The 19,892-nt window shown below is 40.6% G+C and carries 25 protein-coding genes; 19 read left to right on the top strand and 6 right to left on the bottom strand.

All coding sequences use genetic code 11. The features are described 5' to 3' along the window. Window positions 1-139 precede the first annotated feature (139 nt). From relB to K6V48_RS01485, 4 genes are all read left to right on the top strand, one after another. Window positions 140-427 (top strand): type II toxin-antitoxin system RelB/ParD family antitoxin, encoded by a 288-nt coding sequence (relB, locus tag K6V48_RS01500; RefSeq protein WP_222367440.1) that lies wholly within the window; start codon window positions 140-142, stop codon window positions 425-427. 430 nt (window positions 428-857) lie between these two features. Next, the gene (locus K6V48_RS01495; protein ID WP_024404170.1) at window positions 858-1,406 is read left to right on the top strand and encodes a tRNA (cytidine(34)-2'-O)-methyltransferase; all 549 of its coding nucleotides are present in this window, start codon (window positions 858-860) and stop codon (window positions 1,404-1,406) included. A gap of 461 nt (window positions 1,407-1,867) precedes the next feature. After that, on the top strand, window positions 1,868-2,425 hold the full coding sequence (locus K6V48_RS01490; RefSeq protein WP_222367439.1) for an ECF transporter S component: 558 nt from the start codon (window positions 1,868-1,870) through the stop codon (window positions 2,423-2,425). Between the two features lie 23 nt (window positions 2,426-2,448). Continuing rightward, window positions 2,449-3,102 (top strand): phosphatase PAP2 family protein, encoded by a 654-nt coding sequence (locus K6V48_RS01485; RefSeq protein WP_222367438.1) that lies wholly within the window; start codon window positions 2,449-2,451, stop codon window positions 3,100-3,102. A gap of 102 nt (window positions 3,103-3,204) precedes the next feature. On the opposite strand, the gene K6V48_RS01480 is transcribed toward K6V48_RS01485, so the two are convergent. The 4 genes from K6V48_RS01480 to K6V48_RS01465 form a co-directional block, all read right to left on the bottom strand. Further along, the gene (locus K6V48_RS01480; RefSeq protein ID WP_222367437.1) at window positions 3,205-5,004 is read right to left on the bottom strand and encodes an acyltransferase family protein; all 1,800 of its coding nucleotides are present in this window, start codon (window positions 5,002-5,004) and stop codon (window positions 3,205-3,207) included. Further along, window positions 4,994-5,401 carry an MORN repeat-containing protein gene (locus K6V48_RS01475; RefSeq protein ID WP_172038711.1) on the bottom strand — a complete coding sequence of 136 codons (408 nt, stop codon included), beginning with the start codon at window positions 5,399-5,401 and terminating at the stop codon, window positions 4,994-4,996. The genes K6V48_RS01480 and K6V48_RS01475 overlap by 11 nt, the downstream gene beginning before the upstream one ends. A gap of 107 nt (window positions 5,402-5,508) precedes the next feature. After that, window positions 5,509-5,964 carry a low molecular weight protein-tyrosine-phosphatase gene (locus K6V48_RS01470; RefSeq protein ID WP_172038710.1) on the bottom strand — a complete coding sequence of 152 codons (456 nt, stop codon included), beginning with the start codon at window positions 5,962-5,964 and terminating at the stop codon, window positions 5,509-5,511. A 128-nt stretch (window positions 5,965-6,092) separates the two neighbouring features. Continuing rightward, window positions 6,093-6,305, bottom strand: a complete 213-nt coding sequence (locus K6V48_RS01465) for a CsbD family protein (protein WP_172038709.1) — start codon at window positions 6,303-6,305, stop codon at window positions 6,093-6,095. Between the two features lie 203 nt (window positions 6,306-6,508). Here K6V48_RS01465 and K6V48_RS01460 point away from each other — a divergent pair, with 203 nt between their 5' ends. From K6V48_RS01460 to K6V48_RS01390, 15 genes are all read left to right on the top strand, one after another. Continuing rightward, window positions 6,509-7,027, top strand: coding sequence for a Dps family protein (locus K6V48_RS01460; RefSeq protein ID WP_172065929.1), 519 nt, complete (start codon window positions 6,509-6,511; stop codon window positions 7,025-7,027). 256 nt (window positions 7,028-7,283) lie between these two features. Beyond that, the gene (locus K6V48_RS01455) at window positions 7,284-8,162 is read left to right on the top strand and encodes an ABC transporter ATP-binding protein (RefSeq protein ID WP_222367434.1); all 879 of its coding nucleotides are present in this window, start codon (window positions 7,284-7,286) and stop codon (window positions 8,160-8,162) included. Further along, on the top strand, window positions 8,159-8,890 hold the full coding sequence (locus tag K6V48_RS01450; RefSeq protein WP_222367432.1) for an ABC transporter permease: 732 nt from the start codon (window positions 8,159-8,161) through the stop codon (window positions 8,888-8,890). The genes K6V48_RS01455 and K6V48_RS01450 overlap by 4 nt, the downstream gene beginning before the upstream one ends. 8 nt (window positions 8,891-8,898) lie before the next feature. Further along, window positions 8,899-9,993: a sensor histidine kinase gene (locus K6V48_RS01445; protein ID WP_222367430.1), complete on the top strand. Its 1,095-nt coding sequence runs from the start codon at window positions 8,899-8,901 to the stop codon at window positions 9,991-9,993. After that, window positions 9,990-10,589 (top strand): response regulator transcription factor, encoded by a 600-nt coding sequence (locus K6V48_RS01440; RefSeq protein WP_222367428.1) that lies wholly within the window; start codon window positions 9,990-9,992, stop codon window positions 10,587-10,589. The genes K6V48_RS01445 and K6V48_RS01440 overlap by 4 nt, the downstream gene beginning before the upstream one ends. A 117-nt stretch (window positions 10,590-10,706) precedes the next feature. Further along, on the top strand, window positions 10,707-10,928 hold the full coding sequence (locus tag K6V48_RS01435) for a YqgQ family protein (RefSeq protein WP_222367417.1): 222 nt from the start codon (window positions 10,707-10,709) through the stop codon (window positions 10,926-10,928). Then, window positions 10,925-11,311, top strand: a complete 387-nt coding sequence (locus K6V48_RS01430; RefSeq protein WP_172038706.1) for a rhodanese-like domain-containing protein — start codon at window positions 10,925-10,927, stop codon at window positions 11,309-11,311. Before K6V48_RS01435 ends, K6V48_RS01430 begins: the two co-directional genes overlap by 4 nt. A gap of 37 nt (window positions 11,312-11,348) precedes the next feature. Next, window positions 11,349-12,113: a hypothetical protein gene (locus tag K6V48_RS01425; protein ID WP_222367415.1), complete on the top strand. Its 765-nt coding sequence runs from the start codon at window positions 11,349-11,351 to the stop codon at window positions 12,111-12,113. Between the two features lie 96 nt (window positions 12,114-12,209). Beyond that, a complete protein-coding gene (locus K6V48_RS01420) occupies window positions 12,210-12,698 on the top strand; it encodes a GNAT family N-acetyltransferase (protein ID WP_222367413.1) in 489 nt (162 codons plus the stop codon). A gap of 124 nt (window positions 12,699-12,822) precedes the next feature. Beyond that, the gene (rsmD, locus tag K6V48_RS01415) at window positions 12,823-13,362 is read left to right on the top strand and encodes a 16S rRNA (guanine(966)-N(2))-methyltransferase RsmD (RefSeq protein WP_222367410.1); all 540 of its coding nucleotides are present in this window, start codon (window positions 12,823-12,825) and stop codon (window positions 13,360-13,362) included. Further along, entirely contained in the window at window positions 13,352-13,840 is a 489-nt protein-coding gene (gene coaD / locus K6V48_RS01410; RefSeq protein WP_222367408.1) for a pantetheine-phosphate adenylyltransferase, read from the top strand. Before rsmD ends, coaD begins: the two co-directional genes overlap by 11 nt. Next, a complete protein-coding gene (locus K6V48_RS01405) occupies window positions 13,827-14,876 on the top strand; it encodes a SepM family pheromone-processing serine protease (protein WP_222367405.1) in 1,050 nt (349 codons plus the stop codon). Before coaD ends, K6V48_RS01405 begins: the two co-directional genes overlap by 14 nt. A 284-nt stretch (window positions 14,877-15,160) precedes the next feature. Continuing rightward, window positions 15,161-15,814 carry a YutD family protein gene (locus K6V48_RS01400; RefSeq protein ID WP_222367402.1) on the top strand — a complete coding sequence of 218 codons (654 nt, stop codon included), beginning with the start codon at window positions 15,161-15,163 and terminating at the stop codon, window positions 15,812-15,814. 8 nt (window positions 15,815-15,822) lie between these two features. Further along, on the top strand, window positions 15,823-16,935 hold the full coding sequence (gene rlmN, locus K6V48_RS01395) for a dual-specificity RNA methyltransferase RlmN (RefSeq protein ID WP_024391183.1): 1,113 nt from the start codon (window positions 15,823-15,825) through the stop codon (window positions 16,933-16,935). Beyond that, window positions 16,932-17,456, top strand: a complete 525-nt coding sequence (locus tag K6V48_RS01390; protein WP_222367400.1) for a VanZ family protein — start codon at window positions 16,932-16,934, stop codon at window positions 17,454-17,456. Before rlmN ends, K6V48_RS01390 begins: the two co-directional genes overlap by 4 nt. 130 nt (window positions 17,457-17,586) lie before the next feature. Here the strand turns inward: K6V48_RS01390 and nadE are convergent, their stop codons facing one another. Together nadE and K6V48_RS01380 are read right to left on the bottom strand one after the other, a co-directional pair. Continuing rightward, window positions 17,587-18,411 carry an ammonia-dependent NAD(+) synthetase gene (gene nadE / locus K6V48_RS01385; protein WP_222367397.1) on the bottom strand — a complete coding sequence of 275 codons (825 nt, stop codon included), beginning with the start codon at window positions 18,409-18,411 and terminating at the stop codon, window positions 17,587-17,589. 12 nt (window positions 18,412-18,423) lie between these two features. Beyond that, entirely contained in the window at window positions 18,424-19,884 is a 1,461-nt protein-coding gene (locus K6V48_RS01380) for a nicotinate phosphoribosyltransferase (protein WP_222367388.1), read from the bottom strand. Window positions 19,885-19,892 lie beyond the last annotated feature (8 nt).

Raw genomic sequence — 19,892 nt, 5'->3', positions numbered from 1 at the left:
CACCTCAGTTCCATGTCTGAAAGCTAATTCATATGACTATACAAGCACACATACTTTGCAAGCATATAAATGCATTTGATTATAAATGACTATACAAGTATAGTTCGTTGTGATATCCTATTTGAAAGGTGGTGTAACTATGCATGTTTTTGAGAAAAATACGCAGGTTAACTTTAAAACAAATAGCGAATTATTAGAAAAAACTAAAGCAATTATTACAGCCCAAAACCTTGATATGACCTCTACCTTTCATTTATTTTTAGAAAATATCGTACAAAATAAGGTCTTACCGTTTGAGACTGACATCGATAAAGAAAAGGCTGAGTTATTAGCAGGTTTACGGGCTGAAATTGGTAAAAGTTTTGACGATTTAGAAAATGGCCGAGTATATAACACTAGTGATGTGAGGTCTAACCTTGGTATCTGATAATAATAGACTTATTGCCTGATTATTCCTGAATTCGTAACTGATACGATTCATAGCAAGCAACATCTTAGACGACCATTGACGGAAAAAGGAGTAAACAAGATAAACTATTATTCAAAATGCATGAAAAAATAAAAAATAGATTTGCAACTTTCATATTTTCTCTCAAATTTTCTGCGAAAAATTGAAAAAAATGAGTCAAAACACTTGATTTTCAGTTTTATTTAAGTTACAATAATAACACGATTTCATTTATTTACCTCAAACCTGTTGTGAGTTAAGTGAATGAATCATCATTCACCATGCTGTTTGCTGAGCTTGACTCCGGGCAGTGTGGCTATTTTTTTGTCTTTTTTCGATAATGAAAAGAATAGACTGAATTGTTTTTTTATTGAAGTCAACCGATCGTTGCCAAGTTAGAGAGGCTATCATGAATATAGAAGAATTAGATTATATTGAAGAAACCGCAAAAAATCATGTGGTTTTGTTTGAACCACAGATTCCACAAAATACAGGGAATATTGCTCGGACTTGTGCTGCGACAAATAGCCCTTTGCATATCATAAAACCGATGGGCTTTCCAATTGATGATCGTAAAATGAAGCGAGCAGGGTTGGATTATTGGGATAAATTAGATGTTCGTTTCTATGATAATCTGGAAGAATTTATGCAGTATGCCAGTCAACAGGGAGTCGTGCACCTGGTGTCAAAATTTGCAGATAAAACATACTCAGATGAACAGTATGATGATGGAAAAATCCATTATTTTCTATTCGGTAGAGAAGACAAGGGGTTACCTGAGGAGTTTATGCGAAAACATCCAGAGAAAGCAATTCGCATACCAATGAATGATGAGCATGTGCGAAGCTTGAATGTTTCGAATACGGTTTGTATGATTGTATATGAAGCATTGCGCCAACAAGAATTTGCTGGTCTTGAGTTGGTCCATACCTATGAACAGGATAAATTGAAATCATAATAGTAGCTAAACCATTTCAAGGTCTTGCGTTTGCAAGGCTTTTTTGGTATGATGGAAGAGTCTTCAGGGCAGGGTGTGATTCCCGACCGGCAGTGATTTTATTAAGATAGTTTCTCTATTTTGAAAATCTTTCTTTGAGGGCGGCAGCAGGAGCGACCGAAGGTCGCAAGTCCGACGCTTGTCGCCGTGGTGAAAGTCATCCTATTTTTGAATAGGATGACAGGGGATTTTCGAGACCTTAGGCTCGAAAATAAGTCATGAAACCGAAGGTTTGCTGACGTCCCCACCACCTTAGACAAGTGTCAAAAAAGAAATTATCTAGTAAATAAGTCTGCGAGCGAAAGCTGATGTGGTGCAATTCCACAACCGACAGTATAGTCTGGATGGGAGAAGGCGAAGTGCACGGTTTTTTAGCCTGCTCTTTTGGACTTCTTCAATTTTCAATAATTGGAGGAACCTTTATGACAAACACACGCAAAATGACGATTATCGCCATTCTCTCAGCAGTATCTTTTCTGCTCATGTACTTGAAATTTCCCCTTATTCCAACGGCGAATTTCTTAGAGGTGGATTTTTCCCTAGTACCAATCTTGTTTGGTCTGTTAATTTTAGATACCAAGGCTAGTTTTGCTATCCTATTGGTTCGAACCTTTCTCAAACTGATTTTAAACAATCAGGGGCCATCGACCATTATTGGTTTGCCGATGAATATCGCTGCCATGTCAGTGTTTATTTTAGCGGTGGCCTATTTCTGGAAAAATGATCAGACTATAAAAAATTACATCAAAACAGCAATCGTTGCAACCATCGGTTCGACCTTAGTCATGTTGTTATTGAACTATGTTTATGCAGTCCCAGTCTATGCTGCATTTGCAAATTTTGATATTAAAGAAATTTTAGGCTTGTGGAATTACCTATTGATGATGGTATTGCCATTTAATCTGTTACAAGGGGTTGTCCTATCAGCGGTATTTTATATTTGCCAAAAAGCTGCACAGCCGATTTTAAAGAAAGTTTAACCTTTTTAAGGTAAACTATTGGTATGAAGAACAAACAAAAACATTTACAAAATGCATCCTTTTTTGCCTTAGCTTTTGTTATCTTAGGTTATACGGCAAAATTTTTTCCAACTTCCTTAGCGGGGTTTGATTCAACCATTCAAACAGCCATTCGTGGCAATCTACCGAGTGGAGCAACCCAGTTTTGGACATCAATTACCGTTTTAGGAAATACCGTTATTATTCTAGCCATTACCTTGCTTGTGGCAGCATTCTTTTACTTTTTTAAGAAGTGGAAGATAGAAGCGTATTTTTTACTTGCTAGTTTTGCAGCGATGGGGGTAGCATCAACAGCCCTGAAATATGTCTACCAACGTCCACGCCCTAGCATCCAATGGTTAATTGATACAATAGGCTATTCATTTCCAAGTTGGCACACAGCGTCAACCATGATGATTGCAGGAGCAATTGTCATCGTTATGCAACAGCGTATGAAAAAAGGATTAGCTCGAGCTGCTGTTCAAGCCCTTCTCGTTTTCATTTCTATATTGGTTGCCATATCTCGTATCTATATTGGGGTACACTACCCAACCGATATTATCGGAGGTTGGTTACTGGCTATCACACTTTTACAAGCCATGTACCCATTTTATGATCAGAAACGGTTTGAATGGCGTTTTCAAAGCAAGCAGAAATAACAAAATAAGAGCTGTTCAGGCTCTTATTTTGTTATTTTTTGAGTGTATAGATTATTAAATCCGTCAAATACAAATACTAATGCTATTTTCCAGGATACTTATTTAATTTTTAATAGGTCCATTTGCACTGGCTTCTACAGCATCCTTAATGGTTGTTGCAAAGATTGTTGCTCCATCTGTTTCAAGATTGAAGTGAACAAGGTCTGTATTGATCCAAATGTTTGGATTATCTTTTGCTACTTGGTACCAATCTGCAATAGAAATAAAATCATTCTTATCAGCTAACTCTTTTTCATACTTACCTGTTTGGTAAGCGAGTGAGTTGCTTGGAGTATAATTTCCATCATAGGGTGTGACAAAGATGAGTCTGTGCCCTTTAGGAAATTCTTTAACAAGCTGGTCCAATAATTCTTGGTAATTATCACTTGTATTGGTCCCTAAGGCAACCACAACAGTTTGTTTCAGGGTATTATTTTTCTTGTATAAGCTGATTAGACCGGAAATCTCAGTTAGATGTCGGCTAACAGTTCCATCGATTTGTGCGTCAGGTAGAGCAGTTTGAACAGCTGTGCTAGCACGGACAGTAACAGAGTCACCGAAAATGGTTACCCCCTCTTGAATCTCATAACTGGTTGCTTGAGCATTTTCTACACCAGCTCGAGTGGTGGCCAATTGCGTTTGAGCTTGGTAAAGTGAGCTGACCATATTTTCTTTATCAAAATTTCCAAGTTTTGGTGCAAATAGGCAGATAGCGAAGTTTAGTAGGGTTAGAATCGAAAAGCCGATGGTAATATGTTTCTTATAAGGCTTTAAGTCGACCGCTAGACCAAATAATTTTCCTACTTTACCTACAACATATGGTTCCAAAACAAAGAAGGAGATGGTTGATAGGATAGTAGAAAAAATGAGAGAGAGAATCACAGCAACCAAACTTGGAAGTAATTGAGAAAAGATGATGAGAAATGGCCAATGGAAGAGATACATTCCATAAGAAATGTTGGCAATGAACAAGATAGCCTTTGGTTCAGTAATATGAGGTGTTTTCTCATGAAGGATTCGAGCTGAGAAGATCATTGCAGCTGTTGCCAAACTAGACAAGAGGAAACCAAAAAGGTAAGTCCAAATAGAGCTGAATTGAAGGAAAAATAGAAGGAGTAATTCAATGGCGAAACCACCTGCAAAAATGAGTAATAGATTCCGGATAGAGAATTGCTCAACAAGTTTGTGGAAGGAGTGCGTTGTTTGTTTTATACCAACTATTGTAGCTAATATGCTTCCGATAAAGAATGGGAAGATATGCGTAAAGGTTGAATAATAAATGGTTGACTGGTTGCTGACAAAGAAGCTAGAAATGAACATTCCCAAGAAACTAAAGAGAAACAGAATACTTGAACTGAGGAAAATGGTTCCTCTTAATTGTCCAATCGTCCGAGCAGATCTTGCCATGAACCAGATAAATCCTGCCCAGATGATATAATATTGCATCTCAATTGCAAGCGTCCAAGTGTGTACGAATAAATGAGGAGAAAACTGGTTTTCATAGCTTCCACCAGATAGGATTTCAAAAAAGTTTGTTATAAAACCTAATGCAGCAGTGATCTGACTTCCTATATTAGCAATAAAGTCATTTCGAATGGTCAATGCAAGTGGAACTACGAGCAAAATAGTCAGTACCAAAGGCGGTAAAATGCGATAGATTCTACGACGGAAAAAGGCAATGATGTCAATTTTTTTGTGTGCTGCAAATTCATCAATAAGCAGTGCAGTTGTCAGATAACCAGACAGGGTAAAGAATAGGTCTACCCCAACAAAGCCACCTGGAAATTGTTTAATAAAATAGTGATAAAGCAAGACAAATAAAAGTCCAATGACCCTAATAACCGATAACCATTTAATTCTCATGCTGATAAATCCCCTGTTTAAATGTTCCTTCGTAAGTTGCTTGTCCTTCGGTGGTTAGTTTTCCTTTTCCATCTGCATAGCCATTTTTGAATTGACCAGTGTAGGTCCATCCTTGAGCTGACTTATAGGTTCCTTTTCCGTTGAAAATTCCGTTGGAGAATTCTCCTTCGTAAGTATCTCCATTTTCAAAGGTAAGTTTTCCTTGACCATTCATTTTAGAGGCGACAACATACCCTTCATACTTGATTTTTCCATTATCGAGGGTGAGAACTTCCTTGCTACTCATTCGGCCAGCAAAGGTAAACAAAGCACACAAGGCTAATAAGATAACAGTCATGATTTCAAGATTCTTGCGCGTTAGATGAGGTTTAATTGATGCTAATTGTATCTCTTTCATAGAAATTCACTTTCAAAATATTTGACTCTGAACTAATATCATACCGGAATAAGATGCCGACAGAATCAAATATAGTTTACCATTTTTTTACAAATATTACAAAAATATTACACGGAGTCTTTTTGAGAATTCATTGAATTCATAGTTAAAATCTTATTCAACCAATGTTGGCAGCCTTTCGAAACAATCCTATAGGTTTCGTCAAAATCACCAGTATACCAAGGGTCGGGGACTGATTCATCTGTAAACTGAAAAATTTTATTTTGGGCAGAAGAGGGAGCCATTCTTTTCAGGTCTTGGACATTCTGACTGTCCATTCCTATGATAAAATCAAATGTTTCAAAGTCATTCTGACTAATTTGTTGCGATGTTTTAGTGCTATCATAGCTAATATTGTGTTTTCTGAAAATATTTTGAGTTCCAGGATGAATAGGATTTCCATGTTCCCAGCTAGATGTTGCTCGACTTTCAATATAGACCTGATTTGTTAAATCTTTCATGACAAACTCTGCCATTGGACTACGGCAAATATTGCCAAGACAGACAAAAACAATTTTTAGCATACTATTTCCTTTCACTACAGAAGAAAAAGGAGTTGGGTAGAATTCATACCATATGTCTGAATTTCCCACAACCCCTTATTTTCACTTTGAGCAATTGACTATAGGAAGTCATCTATATGAATTAGATCTTATTTGTCTTCCTTGTCAAATGCATTTTTAATGCCCTGTACTGCGCCTTCGATGCTGTCTTTTGCATCTTCAACCAGTTCTTTAGCTTTTCCGATTCCCTTTTCGACAATTCCTTCGACTTCGATTTCCTTGTCACCGGTTAGTTTACCAAGTCCTTCTTTCACTGAACCTGATAATTGATCCAATTTTGCACTTAATTTATCTTCTGACATAAGATTTCCTCCATGAATGTTTAATGGGGCGATGATTTTCTAAAAAAGAAAATCACATGCTATTCTTACTTACTAGTCTAACGTATATAAGTTAATATAGCAAGAAATTTGTCTGTTGATAAGCCAGCATTTGCTGAGGGGTAATTCTTGCAATTTTTTCTTCTTTTATTTATAATAATTATAAATAAAAGAAAGGGTGATATATGATGAAACAAAAATATTATCAATCTCCAGCAGAAATTGCGTCTTTCAGCCCGCGTCCATCGTTGGCTGATTCTAAGGCTGTTTTGAATCAAGCGGTGGCCGATTTATCAGTAGCCCATTCCATCCTCCATCAAGTTCATTGGTATATGCGTGGTCGTGGTTTTATGATTTGGCATCCAAAGATGGACGAATATATGGAAGAAATTGATGGCTATTTGGATGAGATGAGTGAGCGTTTAATCACCTTAGGTGGGGCACCATTTTCTACCCTTACAGAGTTTAGTGAAAATAGTCAGCTCAAGGAAGTTCCTGGTGATTACAATCTAACGATTGAAGAGCAATTGGCGCGTGTGGTAGAGGTGTTCCGCTATCTGGCTGCTCTTTTCCAAAAGGGGCTTGATGTCAGTGATGAAGAAGGTGACAGCGTAACCAACGACATTTTCAATGTGGCTAAGGCTAGTATTGAAAAACATATTTGGATGCTACAGGCAGAACTTGGTCAAGCTCCTAAGTTGTAAATAGATGAAGGGTCCAGAAGGACTCTTTTTTTTTGTTGCATTATTTAATACTCTTCGAAAATCAAAATTATCCGTTGTCAACTTACCTTGATGAACTCCAGTTCTATCTTTGACTTCGTTTCCTAGGCTACTTTTGATTTTCGTTGAGTATAATATGACATTTGTCACATGAGTCAATGACAAAGTCTTCTAGTGCGGACTTCATTTTCGAGATATACTATGTATGTAAGATGTTCAAGAAGTAGGAGGTAGAAAAATGATAGAAGTACAAGCACTAGAAAAAATCATCAAAGGACAGACAATCTTGTCCAATCTTTCCTTTGAAATCAAGTCTGGGGAATGTGTAGCTTTAATCGGTCCAAACGGGGCGGGAAAAACGACCCTCATGTCTTGTTTGTTGGGGGATAGAAAGGCGGCGAAAGGCCAGGTTTTGTTGGACGGTCTGGCTCCGCAGGCTCAGTCTAATAAGGAAAAGGTGGTAGTCTTGCCACAGGAAAATGCTATTCCAACGGACTTGAAGGTCAAGGAATTGCTCCGCTTTTTCCAAGTCATCTACAAGGATAGTCTGACAGATGTGGAAATCGACAGTCTGCTCTGCTTTTCCTCAGAGCAAAAAAATCAACTGGCCGGCAAGCTATCGGGTGGTCAGAAGCGGCTCTTAGCTTTCGTCATCTGCCTGATTGGCAAGCCCAAGTTGCTCTTCTTGGACGAGCCGACGGCGGGTATGGATACTTCGACCCGCCAGCGTTTTTGGGAGATTGTCCATGAGCTCAAGGATCAGGGTGTGACTATTTTTTATACCAGCCACTATATCGAGGAAGTGGAGCATACGGCGGAGCGGATTTTGGTTTTGCACCAGGGGCGGCTACTAAGAGATACCACGCCATTTGCCATGCGGAGCGAGGAGCAGGAGAAGGAAGTAACCCTGCCGATTGCCTTTGCGGCGGCGGTGGAGAGCTTGGCTGAAATCAATGAGATCAGCTACAAACAAGATACGGTCAGCTTCAAGACCCGAGCTATTGAGCAGGTTTGGGAGAATTTGCAGGAGGCAGGTTGTCGGATTTCGGACCTGGAAGTGCAGAATATGACCCTGCTCAATAGCTTATTTGACAAGACAAGGGAGGAAGAATCATGAAAGCATTAGTTCAAGTAGAGGCGGTAAAATTATCTAGAAGTTTGGGAGTATTTCTCCTGTCTATCGGTATGCCCGTCATCTTTTTCCTGATTTTCTCATCAACGGTCCAGTTTGATGATGCGACCATGCAAAAGGCCTTTATCCAGTCCTACATGCTGACCATGACAGGCTTTTCCATGTCGGGCTTTGCCCTTTTCACCTTTCCCATGATGCTGGCAGAGGACAGAAAGAATAGCTGGTTGACCTTTATCCAGCATTCGCCCCTGCCAATCTGGCAATACTATCTTTCCAAACTGGTGCGGGTTTTGCTCTGCTTTGTATCTTCCATTGCCATTGTCTTTGCGGTGGGTGGCTTAGTTAAGGGTGTAGAGATGACAGCACAAGAATGGGTAATTTCGGCTCTCTTACTTTTAGTAACCTCTATCGTATTTTTAGCCATCGGCTTGCTCTTGGTGCAAATCCAATCTGAACAGGCCATGTCGGTTGTGGCCAACTTGCTTTATTTTGTTCTGGCTATCATGGGTGGTTCTTGGATGCCTGTTTCCCTCTTTCCAGACTGGGTGCAGCGGGTTTGTAAACTTATGCCTAGCTACCATGTTAACCAGCTGGTGACCACCTATGCCCAAGAGGGAGATTTTCTCTGGAAATCCTTGCTAATTGTCCTAGGCTATGCGATAATTTTCTTAGGAATTGCTCTGGTTCTGAATAGAAAATCCGAGCAACAGTGAGGTGACAGATGATATTTGAAAAAAGAAAGGTACCACTCATGTTCTTCGTGGGCATGGTCTTTCTCTATTTTCCCTTTTACTATGCCCAGTATAGTCCCAATCCGACGGCAGTTGTCCTAGCGACTATTCTCTTTGCCTTGGTCTATTGCTCCCTCTTTTATACCGACCACAAGCTCTATTCCCTGCTGGCTTGGTTTTACCTGATTGGCTATATCGCCGTCATGAGTTTTTGGGGCAATCTGCAATTCTCCCTCTTTATCTTCAACCTGTCCAATATGCTGGGCTGGTATTATAAAGAGAATCGACTGACCTATCGGACGGTGTCCTACGGGCTTTTGTTGCTGGCTATTATCCTATGGGCTCTCTTTGGTCCAGTTCCTTTTGAGATGAGAGCTTTTGCACTTGTTATCCACTTCTTTGGCTTGGCCTTGCTGATTTTCAGCTGGATTGAGACCAAGCGGGAAGCCCTTCAGCAACGCCTACAGGAGCAGAATGCTTCCATTAACCTACTGCTAGCTGAAAACGAACGCAACCGTATCGGTCAGGACTTGCACGACACACTGGGTCATGTCTTTGCCATGCTGTCTGTCAAGGCCGAGCTGGTCCAAACTTTGTTAGACCACGACCAGATTGACCAGGCCAAGAAGGAGGTAGCAGATCTTCAGACCTTGGCCAAGGACTCCATGCAGGAGGTCCGCCAGATTGTCCAGTCCCTCAAGCAGCACACCGTGGCAGAGGAACTCCAGATTTTACAGCAGATGTTGGACTTGGCAGGAGTGGACTTAGTTGTCTTGGGCGGGGAAATAGCAGAGCGGCTCAGCTTACATGTCCAGAACAAGCTGGCTATGGTGCTGAGAGAGTTGGCCAACAACCTGCTCAAGCACAGCCAGGCTAGCAAATGCCGTTTGGTTTTTGAAAAAGACCAGCAAGAATTGGTTTTGCACTACGAAGACAACGGTGTAGGCTTTGCCCAGTTGACTGGTCAGGAATTGCATACCATAAAGGACAGGTTGGTAACGGTGAAAGGAAGTTTGGAATTTATCTCTCTAGCCAAGCCCACCCGCCTGTCCGTCCGAATTCCGCTTGAGAAGGTGGTAGAATGAGAATCTTAGTCGCAGAAGATCAAGCAATGTTGCGGGACGCCCTCTGTCAACTCTTGGGCTTTCAAAATACGGTTGAGGCTGTTTTACAGGCAGAAAACGGCAGTCAGGCCATTGCTCTTTTGGAAAAAGAGCCAGTAGATGTGGTGCTCTTAGATATAGAAATGCCTGAAAAGACGGGCCTAGATGTCTTGGAATGGGTACGGGGGCAAGCCTTGCCTGTCAAGGTCGTCATCATGACCACCTTCAAGCGACCGGGCTATTTCGAGCGGGCGGTCAAGGCAGATGTGGATGCCTATGTGCTCAAGGAACGCTCCATCGCAGACCTCATGCGGACCATTGAAACGGTCTTGGCGGGGCGGAAGGAATATTCACCAGAGTTGATGGACATTCTCCTGACCCAACGCAGTCCCTTGACCAACTTAGAAAACCAGCTGCTCAAGCTGGTGGCAGAGGGTCTGTCCAATAAGGAAATCGCCAGCCAGCTCCACCTGTCTGACGGGACAGTCCGCAACTATATGACCTCTATCCTGTCCAAGTTGGGTGCTGAAAATCGTACGGCTGCTGTCAGAATTGCGCAGGAAAAGGGTTATCTATAGGCTGGGGGCTTTAGCATATGCGGAAGGACTGTCGAAGGGCAGTTTTTTCTTGTTGTCAAAGCCTGCGGCCTTCAATTTTCTATTGAAAATCTCCTAAAATTCTGCTACAATTTTTTTATGAAAAGACTTTACGATGTACAACGATTGCTCAAACGTTTTGGTATCATTGTTTATATGGGAAACCGTCTCTACGATATTGAAATGATGCAGATTGAGCTCAATCGAGTTTATCAGGCAGGACTACTTGATCGATTGGACTATTTGGAAGCTGAACTTGTTTTGAGGCGTGAACATCGTTTAGAGTTAGAGTATCAGAAATTGAAGGAGAGTAGAAAATGAACTCATTGTGGGTATTTTTAGTATTTTTAATTGTTTTGGGAGCCTGGATGGGCTTTAATTATTGGCGACTACGCCGTGCGGCATCTGTAATTGATAATGCAGAATTTGCGGAGAAAATCCACGGTGGTCAGTTGATTGATTTACGCGACCCAAGTGAATTTAATAGAAAACATATTCTCGGAGCCCGTAATATTCCTTATCAACAGTTGAAAATGAGCACAGCTGCTCTCCGTAAAGATAAACCTGTTTTGATTTATGAAAATGACCGTGGTCAGTTGGTAACACCAGCAGCCCTTCATTTGAAGAAACAGGGCTTTAATGAGATCTATATTTTAAGCTATGGTTTGAATGGCTGGAATGGGAAAGTAAAGGCAAGTAAATAGTTTGTAATCGCATTAATAGAATAGAGTGAAGTAAATAATGATAAGAAGGATCAAAGAATATTTTAATAATACCAGTTTGGCTGAGCGTGTCTTCACTTTCATTGCATTGGCATTATTGATTATTACAGCATTATTTTGGTTTGTGGGAACATATAAAAATAATAACAGTTCATCACAGGTTTTGACAGGCTCTAATACACAAAATTCGAATAATGTCTTGGCTGCAGAAAAGGCTGTCAAAGAGTTTGAGGAGTCGAATACAGATGAGAATCTTTTGAATGCTCAAGCTGCAGTTGACAAGTTGACTGAAAAAAGTAAAAAAGAAGCCCTCCAAAAAAGGATTGACAAGGTGACAACTGCCATGAAGAAAAAGATCGAAGAAATCCAAAAGGCCAAGTTAAAAGCTGAGTTGGTTCGAGCAGAAGCTGCTAAAAAGTTGGCAGAAGAGCAAAATAAGCCAAATGAAGAAACACCGGCTTCATCCACAGAAGAAGCTCAAGCTGCTGAGGTTCCTACCGAAACAGATAGCTACGTAGCTGAGGATTCTTATGTTTATGAAGAAAGCTATACCTATCAGCCAGTTTATGGTGGAGGACAAAGTAGCTCAACCAGTAGCTCATCATCTGCGCCTCAACAATCATCAACACCGTCTCAACCAAGTGCTCCAGCGCCTGTCGTTGAAGAACCAGTGGTGACACCACCAAGCAGTTTAGAAGAAGTAGCGCCGAGCGAACCAGAACCTGTTGCACCGAGCTCATCAGAGACGGATAGTACGGTTGACTCATCTGCTAGTGGTGAGTAGAACACTTTTGAACAATAGAGACAATAAAGCAGTAGGCAGATCGTTCTCCTGTTCCTTTAGATAAAAAATCAGTAATAATGGAATGGTAGGTCATTAATGTTAGAATTGAAAAACTTTGAAGCTGGTGATTTGGATGCAGTATTTGCCATCCAGCAAGCAGCTTTTAAACCCTTGTATGAAACCTATCAAGACCAGCAAAATCCATATCAGGAAAGTAAAGAAAGGATCTTGCTCAAGTATAAGCGGTCAGGAACGCACGGTTATGTCTTTATACACGATGAAAAGCCAGTTGGTGCGGTTCGAATCAATCTTTATCCAGAGACCAATAGTGCAAGAATATCTGCCTTGGCAGTCCTTCCAGATTATCAAGGTCAGGGAATTGCACAGTGGGCCTTGGTTGAGATTGAGGCTATTCACAGCCATGTGGGCACTTGGTTTTTGGATACGATTTTGCAGGAAGCGGGGAATTGTCATCTCTATGAAAAGCTAGGCTATCAAAAAACAGGTAGATTGGAAGCAATCAATCCAAGGATGACCTTGGTTTACTATGAAAAGAAGGTCTCAAACGGAAGTAATCACAAGTGATAGGGCAGGACTTGCTCTGTCACTTTTTGATAACTGCCATTCTTCTTAGAACTGGGACAATGTTCATGAAATAGACTCGATGTTTTAAGGAAAAGATGAGCCAATTTGTGCTATAATGGTGTTTATGAGAATTGTATCAGGTATCTATGGTGGAAGACCGCTCAAAACATTAGATGGGAAGGTAACACGGCCAACTTCAGATAAAGTTCGCGGTGCCATGTTTAATATGATAGGTCCATATTTTGAAGGTGGTCGTGTCCTTGATTTGTACGCTGGTAGCGGTGGCTTGTCTATTGAAGCGGTATCAAGAGGGATGAATCAGGCAGTCTTAGTAGAACGTGACCGGAGAGCACAAGCTGTTATCAAAGAAAACATTCAGATGACTAAGGATTCAGATAAATTTCAACTCTTGCAAATGGATGCTAGGCAAGCCTTGGCGACATTGAGTGGAACTTTTGACCTTGTTTTTCTGGATCCGCCATATGCAGAGCAGGAAATTGAGGCAGTCATCTCTGAGCTTTGTCGTCGTCACTTATTGGCAGAGGATGTGATGGTTCTCTGTGAGACGGATAAAAACGTCCAGCTTCCTGAAGAGATTGCAGAGCTCGGAATTTGGAAAGAAAAAGTATATGGAATTAGTAAGGTAACTGTATATGTCAGATAGAATCGGAATGTTTACAGGGTCTTTTGATCCAATTACAAATGGACATATGGACCTCATTGAGCGAGCAAGTGGCTTGTTTGAAAAATTATATGTCGGAGTGTTTACCAATCCGAAAAAGTCTGGCTTGATGACGGGTGAGGAACGATTGGTTATCTTGGAAAGACTTTTTGCCGGCTTAGAGAACATCGAGGTCATTCTAGTTGAAAATGAATTAGTGGTCGATGTTGCCAAACATTATGGTGTGACTCATTTGGTTAGGGGCTTGCGTAATGCAACGGACTTTGAATATGAATCTAGTTTTGATTTTTACAACCGTCAGCTAGCACCAGATTTGGAAACGATCTATTTGATTGCAAAGCCAGAGCTCAAGTTCGTATCATCCAGCCAGGTTCGGGAGTTGCTCTATTTCAATCAAGATATTAGTCCATATGTACCTGCAGTTGTAAATGAGGAGATAAAAAAGTATGACGAAAAATAAGAAAAGGCTATTGATTGTTTCAATTATTATGGGGACGTTATTGATATGGTTTTCCGTATTTGTACGTCTACCATATTATATTGAGAGTCCCGGAGGGGCTTCGGATATTCGGGAAGTATTGACAGTCAACAACGAAGAAGATAAGGAGCCAGGTTCTTATAATTTTACCTATGTATCGGTCTTGCAGGCAACAGCCTTACAGTTGCTGATTGCTCAGTTTAACCCTTACGCAGATATTGTTTCTGCAGAAGAAATGGCGGGTGGTGCAGACAGTGAAGAATACTATCGGATTGCTCAATTTTACATGGAAACCTCTCAAAACATGGCTAAATATCAAGGTTTAACCCTGGCAAATAAGGATGTGGAGATGGATTTCTTCGGTGTTTACGTGTTGGACTTAGCAGAAGATTCTACATTTAAAAATGTTTTGAATATCGCTGATACGGTCGTTAGTATTAATGGAAAAACCTTTGAATCTTCTCAGGAACTCATTAAATATGTTTCAGGTTTAGAACTGGACAGCGATGTGACAGTGGGCTATGTTAGTGGTGGAGAAGAGAAGTCTGCTGACGGAAAAATTATCAAACTATCAAATGGTAAAAACGGTATTGGTATTACTCTGGTGGACCATACGGAGGTAAAAAGTTCTTTCCCAATTGACTTCCAAACAGGAGGAATTGGTGGTCCAAGTGCTGGTCTGATGTTTACATTAGCTATTTATACACAGCTGGCTGAGCCAGACTTGCGTGATGGTCGTGTTATTGCTGGAACTGGAACAATTGAACAAGATGGTTCCGTTGGAGACATTGGAGGAGCAGATAAAAAAGTATTATCTGCGATTAATGCTGGAGCAAGTGTTTTCTTTGTTCCAAATAATCCAGTGGACCCAGAAATTTTGAAAAAGGATCCAACAGCTAAAACAAACTACGAAGAGGCAAAAGAAGCAGCAGAAAAGGCCAATGCTGATATTGAAATCGTACCAGTGATGACTGTTAAAGAAGCCATTGATTATTTGAAGAGTACTAAGAGCGAGTAGGTCGCTCTTTTTTGCACCAGTCGTTTGAATTAGCTTTGATACATCGTCACCTTCGGCTTGCCGTACTCTACGAATGTGAATTGCTGTGCATGTCTTATTTCCACTCTAGAACATCCTATAGGATGTTCTGGCTAACGGCACCCAGGAAAGCTAATTCATCCAAATATGCTAAAATTAAAATCGTCTGAAATTTCTCTGAAATGGTTGAAGAGTGCTATTTTAACTTGTTTCATGTTATAATAATAAGGTTAGATATACGAATATTTCATTAGATAGGAGGAACAATGAAGAAAGAAATTTCACCAGAAATGTATAATTACAATAAATTTCCAGGTCCGAGTTTTGCACGTGTTGGGAATAAGGTTGTTTCAGAGAATATTGAACTCACTGTTGTTGATGATTTCAAAGATGCTTTTGATCAGACTGCTTTTGGGCAACGCTTTTCGCCCATCATGTTGAAATTTGATTATATTGTTGGAGATTGGGGAAATGAACAACTTCGGTTAAAAGGCTTTTATCGTGACGAGAAACCGGTCAAGTCTGATTTAAAAATTGGGCGGTTAGATGATTATTTAACAGAATATTGTAATTTTGGATGTGCCTACTTTGTTCTTGAAAATCCAAATCCACAAGAGTTAGAAGAAGAACCTGAAGAAAAAACAAGTCGCAAACGTCACCGTAGTCGAAATCGAAACCGACAAAAACAACGTACAGAAGAATTGGTAACGAAGGACAAGAAAGCCAGCCGTAATGAACCAAAACGATCTAAGTCAACTTCAGATACTTCAAAAGAGCAGGGCCGTCATTTTACCGTAAAAAACAATAAACCGTCCACAGGTAAGCAACAGAAACAAGAGCGGGCGCAAAAACATGATAAAAAACAGCACCATCGTGAAATGAATGAAGCCAAACGTGGATTTGTCATCCGCCAGAAATAGGGAGAAATATGAAACCATCAATTTATGCCTTTACACAAGCCAATCTTGTTGATTGGATTATCGAAAATGGAGAAAAGAAATTCAGGGCCACTCAAATTTGGGAATGGCTCTACCGTTCTCGTGTACAATCCTTTGCAGAGATGACCAACTTACCAAAATCATTAATTGAAAAGCTTGAAGAAGAGTTTGTCGTCAATCCACTCAAACAACGAATTGTACAAGAGTCCAAAGATGGGACTATCAAATACTTATTTGAATTACCTGATGGAATGTTGATTGAGACTGTGTTGATGAATCAACATTATGGACTTTCAGTCTGTGTAACGACTCAAGTTGGTTGTAATATCGGCTGTACCTTCTGTGCATCTGGTTTGATTCCTAAGCAAAGAGATTTGACGAGTGGTGAGATTGTAGCACAGATTATGTTGGTACAAAAATACTTAGATGAGCGCAATCAAAATGAACGTGTTAGCCATATTGTCGTGATGGGAATTGGTGAGCCACTTGACAACTACGATAATGTTATGACCTTCTTACGTGTTGTGAATGATGACAAGGGCTTGGCAATTGGTGCCCGCCACATTACGGTATCTACTTCTGGCTTAGCACCAAAAATTCGTGATTTCGCACGTGAGGGAGTTCAAGTAAACTTAGCGGTATCTCTCCATGCACCAAACAATGATCTTCGTTCGAGCATTATGCGGATTAACCGTAAATTCCCTATAGAAGTTTTGTTTGAGGCTATTGAAGATTATATTCAGACAACCAATCGCCGCGTGACTTTTGAGTATATTATGCTCAATGAGGTCAACGATGGAGTGGAACAGGCACAGGAATTGGCTGATTTGACGAAAAATATTCGCAAATTGTCTTATATCAACTTGATTCCGTATAACCCAGTTAGTGAACATGACCAATATAGTCGTTCAACCAAGGAACGGACCTTGGCATTCTTTGATGTTTTGAAGAAAAATGGGGTCAACTGTGTCGTTCGTCAGGAACATGGTACGGATATTGATGCAGCCTGTGGTCAGTTGCGTTCCAATACACTCAAAAAAGACCGTGAAAAAGCGCGTGCTCGTATTGCAGCCGCAAAAGCTAAGGCAGGTATTCGTGCATGAGAAAATTATTCCAAGCAAACGGCAACTTGACCAAGCTTGGAAGATGGATTTGTACAACTTTAGCTAGGGTTTACGCTCTGGCTATTGTTTTACTCTGTTTTCTTCCTCAGACTTGGTATCCAAAATACAAAGACTTTACCACACCTGGTATTGTTCAAATCGGTCGACTGTATCTTTTACCAACTCCGTTTAATAGTATTGTCAATGGAGACAAGGTAGATAGTCTAGGAGACTTTGGTTGGATTATCCTACAAAACGCGACCAATATTTTTCTTCTCTTTCCTCTCGTTTTTCTGCTTCTTTTTCTTCAGGAGGAATGGCGGAGCCTTAAAGCAGTCATTGTTTATACATTTTGTATGAGTCTGTTTATTGAATGTACACAGTTGTTACTTGACTTGCTGATCGATGCTCAGCGTGTTTTTGAAGTGGACGACCTCTGGACCAATACCTTGGGAGGTATATTGGCTTATGGATTATACATTCTACTCATGAAGTGGTGGAAAACATCAACAGAGTTGTAAACAAGATTGGTATTTGAATTGGCTGATTGAAGAGTATTTTACTGGTAGCTGATAAAAAATGTGAAATGCCTATTCAAATGGAAGGCAATAAATGACCCCTGACGGTTGAATATCGTCAGGGGCAATTTGTTTATTTCCAAAAGTCATCAAAAATAGTAATTGGCAAGTGGCGCTTATGAGCTGTCTTATTCCACCAGCCTTCGATAATGGTTTGCGCTTGAGGATCAATGGTTTTTCCTTCAAGGTAATCATCAATTTGATTGTATGTGACACCAAGTGCGACCTCGTCAGCAAGGCCTGGGTTATTTTCCTCCAGGTCAGCAGTAGGAACTTTGAGGTAGAGTTTTTCATCAGCCCCCAATTCAGCGAGCAGTTGCTTGCCTTGGCGTTTATTTAGGCGGAAGAGGGGAAGGATATCAGCACCACCATCACCGTGCTTGGTGAAGAAGCCAGTAATGTTTTCAGCTGCATGGTCGGTACCAATGACAGCTCCCTTGCGTTCACCCGCGATGGCATATTGGGCAATCATGCGCATGCGGGCTTTAGCATTTCCCTTATTAAAATCAGACATTTCTAGTCCATTTGCATTGACTGCAGCTACCATGGCATCTGTTGATTCCTTGATGTTGATGGTTAGGCTGACATCTGGTTTGATAAAAGATAGTGCTGCTTGGGCGTCCGTCTCATCAGCTTGCACACCATAAGGTAGGCGGATAGCGATGAATTGGTAGCTATCGTCACCTGTTTCTGTGCGCATTTCTTCCATAGTCAGCTGAGCTAAGCGACCGGCCAAGGTTGAATCTTGGCCACCCGAGATTCCTAAAACATAGGTTTTTAAAAACGGATGCTTTTTGAGGTAGTCTTTGAGAAAGTTGATGGAGCGACGAATTTCTTCTTTAGGGTCAATAGTAGGTTTAACGCCTAATTCATTGATGATTGTTTCTTGTAAAGTCATGAGTCAGTCCCCTTAAATCGCTTTTGCCTGGCTTTGTTTACGGATACGGTTGATGAGGTTCATCTTATTATCCCAAACGTCTTGAGCCAAGTCTACTGGATAGAGTTGTGGATTAAGTACGCGCTTGTACTCATCCCAGAGTTTATCAATTTCCTGGTTGGCGTAGTCTTGAATTTCTGCCAAACTTGGCAACTCGTAAACCTGTTTGCCATTCTCAAAAATAGGAACGAGAAGTGGACGTGCTTCAAAGTTTTCAATGGTTTTATTGATGTAGGTGTAGGTTGGATGGAACATGTAGATACTGTCTAGATGAGTGACATCTGTATCAGCGAAGGTAATGTAATCTCCTTCAGATTTTCCTTTTTCTTTAGAGGTAATTCGCCACACTTGTTTTTTACCTGGAGTAGATACTTTTTCCGCATTGGAAGACAACTTAATGGTATCGCGCATATTTCCATTTTCGTCTTCAATGGATACAATCTTATAGACTGCTCCCAATGCTGGTTGATCATAAGCAGTGATGAGTTTTGTGCCCACACCCCAGACATCAATTTTTGCTTTTTGCATTTTTAGGTTCAAAATGGTATTTTCATCAAGATCATTGGAGGCATAAATTTTTGCATCTGTAAATCCAGCATCGTCTAATTGTTGACGAACTTTTTTAGAAATGTAAGCCATGTCTCCTGAGTCGATACGGACTCCTCTAAAGTTTATCTTGTCTCCCATCTCTTTTGCAACTCGGATGGCTGCTGGAACACCAACGCGTAGCGTATCATAGGTGTCTACTAAGAAGACACAGTCTTTATGTGTTTCCGCATAGGCTTTGAATGCTTTGTAATCATCACCATAGGTTTGAACCAAGGCATGAGCATGGGTACCAGCTACAGGTATGCCAAAGATTTTTCCTGCTCGAACATTGGAAGTCGCAGATGCTCCACCAATAAAGGCTGCCCGTGTACCCCAAATTGCAGCATCCATTTCTTGAGCACGACGGGTTCCAAATTCCATCAATGGCTCATCTTCAATAACTGCTTTGATACGACGAGCTTTTGTAGCAATGAGTGTTTGGTAGTTGACGATGTTTAACAAAGCTGTTTCAATCAATTGGCATTGTGCCAAGGGACCTTCGATTTGGAGAATAGGTTCGTTCGCATAAACCAAATCACCTTCTTTTGCAGATCGGACGGTTAAGGTCATTTCTAATTGAGCCAAATAATCTAGGAAATCTTGAGGATATCCCAATTCTGTTAGGTAGTCAATATCTGTTTGACTAAAACGAAGATTATTAAGGTAGTCCACCACGCGCTCCAAGCCTGCAAAGACCGCATAACCATTTTTAAAGGGTTGAGAACGGAAGTATACTTCGAAAACGGCATTTTTATTGTGAATATTTTGGTCAAAATAGACCTGCATCATATTGATTTGATAAAGGTCGGTGTGCAGTGTTAAACTGTCATCCTGAAATAGTGTCATAAGATTTC

The organism is Streptococcus suis (assembly GCF_019794555.1).
Classification (GTDB): Bacteria; Bacillota; Bacilli; order Lactobacillales; family Streptococcaceae; genus Streptococcus; species Streptococcus suis_AB.
The sequence above is the reverse complement of the archived record's forward strand: the minus strand, read 5'-3'. Positions and strand labels throughout refer to the sequence as shown.

Excerpts from the sequence above, each read along its gene's own strand:
- relB (WP_222367440.1), top strand. The coding sequence starts at position 140 with ATGCATGTTTTTGAGAAAAATACGCAGGTTAACTTTAAAACAAATAGC.
- K6V48_RS01495 (WP_024404170.1), top strand. The coding sequence starts at position 858 with ATGAATATAGAAGAATTAGATTATATTGAAGAAACCGCAAAAAATCAT.
- K6V48_RS01490 (WP_222367439.1), top strand. The coding sequence starts at position 1,868 with ATGACAAACACACGCAAAATGACGATTATCGCCATTCTCTCAGCAGTA.
- K6V48_RS01485 (WP_222367438.1), top strand. The coding sequence starts at position 2,449 with ATGAAGAACAAACAAAAACATTTACAAAATGCATCCTTTTTTGCCTTA.
- K6V48_RS01480 (WP_222367437.1), bottom strand. The coding sequence starts at position 5,004 with ATGAGAATTAAATGGTTATCGGTTATTAGGGTCATTGGACTTTTATTT.
- K6V48_RS01475 (WP_172038711.1), bottom strand. The coding sequence starts at position 5,401 with ATGAAAGAGATACAATTAGCATCAATTAAACCTCATCTAACGCGCAAG.
- K6V48_RS01470 (WP_172038710.1), bottom strand. The coding sequence starts at position 5,964 with ATGCTAAAAATTGTTTTTGTCTGTCTTGGCAATATTTGCCGTAGTCCA.
- K6V48_RS01465 (WP_172038709.1), bottom strand. The coding sequence starts at position 6,305 with ATGTCAGAAGATAAATTAAGTGCAAAATTGGATCAATTATCAGGTTCA.
- K6V48_RS01460 (WP_172065929.1), top strand. The coding sequence starts at position 6,509 with ATGATGAAACAAAAATATTATCAATCTCCAGCAGAAATTGCGTCTTTC.
- K6V48_RS01455 (WP_222367434.1), top strand. The coding sequence starts at position 7,284 with ATGATAGAAGTACAAGCACTAGAAAAAATCATCAAAGGACAGACAATC.
- K6V48_RS01450 (WP_222367432.1), top strand. The coding sequence starts at position 8,159 with ATGAAAGCATTAGTTCAAGTAGAGGCGGTAAAATTATCTAGAAGTTTG.
- K6V48_RS01445 (WP_222367430.1), top strand. The coding sequence starts at position 8,899 with ATGATATTTGAAAAAAGAAAGGTACCACTCATGTTCTTCGTGGGCATG.
- K6V48_RS01440 (WP_222367428.1), top strand. The coding sequence starts at position 9,990 with ATGAGAATCTTAGTCGCAGAAGATCAAGCAATGTTGCGGGACGCCCTC.
- K6V48_RS01435 (WP_222367417.1), top strand. The coding sequence starts at position 10,707 with ATGAAAAGACTTTACGATGTACAACGATTGCTCAAACGTTTTGGTATC.
- K6V48_RS01430 (WP_172038706.1), top strand. The coding sequence starts at position 10,925 with ATGAACTCATTGTGGGTATTTTTAGTATTTTTAATTGTTTTGGGAGCC.
- K6V48_RS01425 (WP_222367415.1), top strand. The coding sequence starts at position 11,349 with ATGATAAGAAGGATCAAAGAATATTTTAATAATACCAGTTTGGCTGAG.
- K6V48_RS01420 (WP_222367413.1), top strand. The coding sequence starts at position 12,210 with ATGTTAGAATTGAAAAACTTTGAAGCTGGTGATTTGGATGCAGTATTT.
- rsmD (WP_222367410.1), top strand. The coding sequence starts at position 12,823 with ATGAGAATTGTATCAGGTATCTATGGTGGAAGACCGCTCAAAACATTA.
- coaD (WP_222367408.1), top strand. The coding sequence starts at position 13,352 with ATGTCAGATAGAATCGGAATGTTTACAGGGTCTTTTGATCCAATTACA.
- K6V48_RS01405 (WP_222367405.1), top strand. The coding sequence starts at position 13,827 with ATGACGAAAAATAAGAAAAGGCTATTGATTGTTTCAATTATTATGGGG.
- K6V48_RS01400 (WP_222367402.1), top strand. The coding sequence starts at position 15,161 with ATGAAGAAAGAAATTTCACCAGAAATGTATAATTACAATAAATTTCCA.
- rlmN (WP_024391183.1), top strand. The coding sequence starts at position 15,823 with ATGAAACCATCAATTTATGCCTTTACACAAGCCAATCTTGTTGATTGG.
- K6V48_RS01390 (WP_222367400.1), top strand. The coding sequence starts at position 16,932 with ATGAGAAAATTATTCCAAGCAAACGGCAACTTGACCAAGCTTGGAAGA.
- nadE (WP_222367397.1), bottom strand. The coding sequence starts at position 18,411 with ATGACTTTACAAGAAACAATCATCAATGAATTAGGCGTTAAACCTACT.
- K6V48_RS01380 (WP_222367388.1), bottom strand. The coding sequence starts at position 19,884 with ATGACACTATTTCAGGATGACAGTTTAACACTGCACACCGACCTTTAT.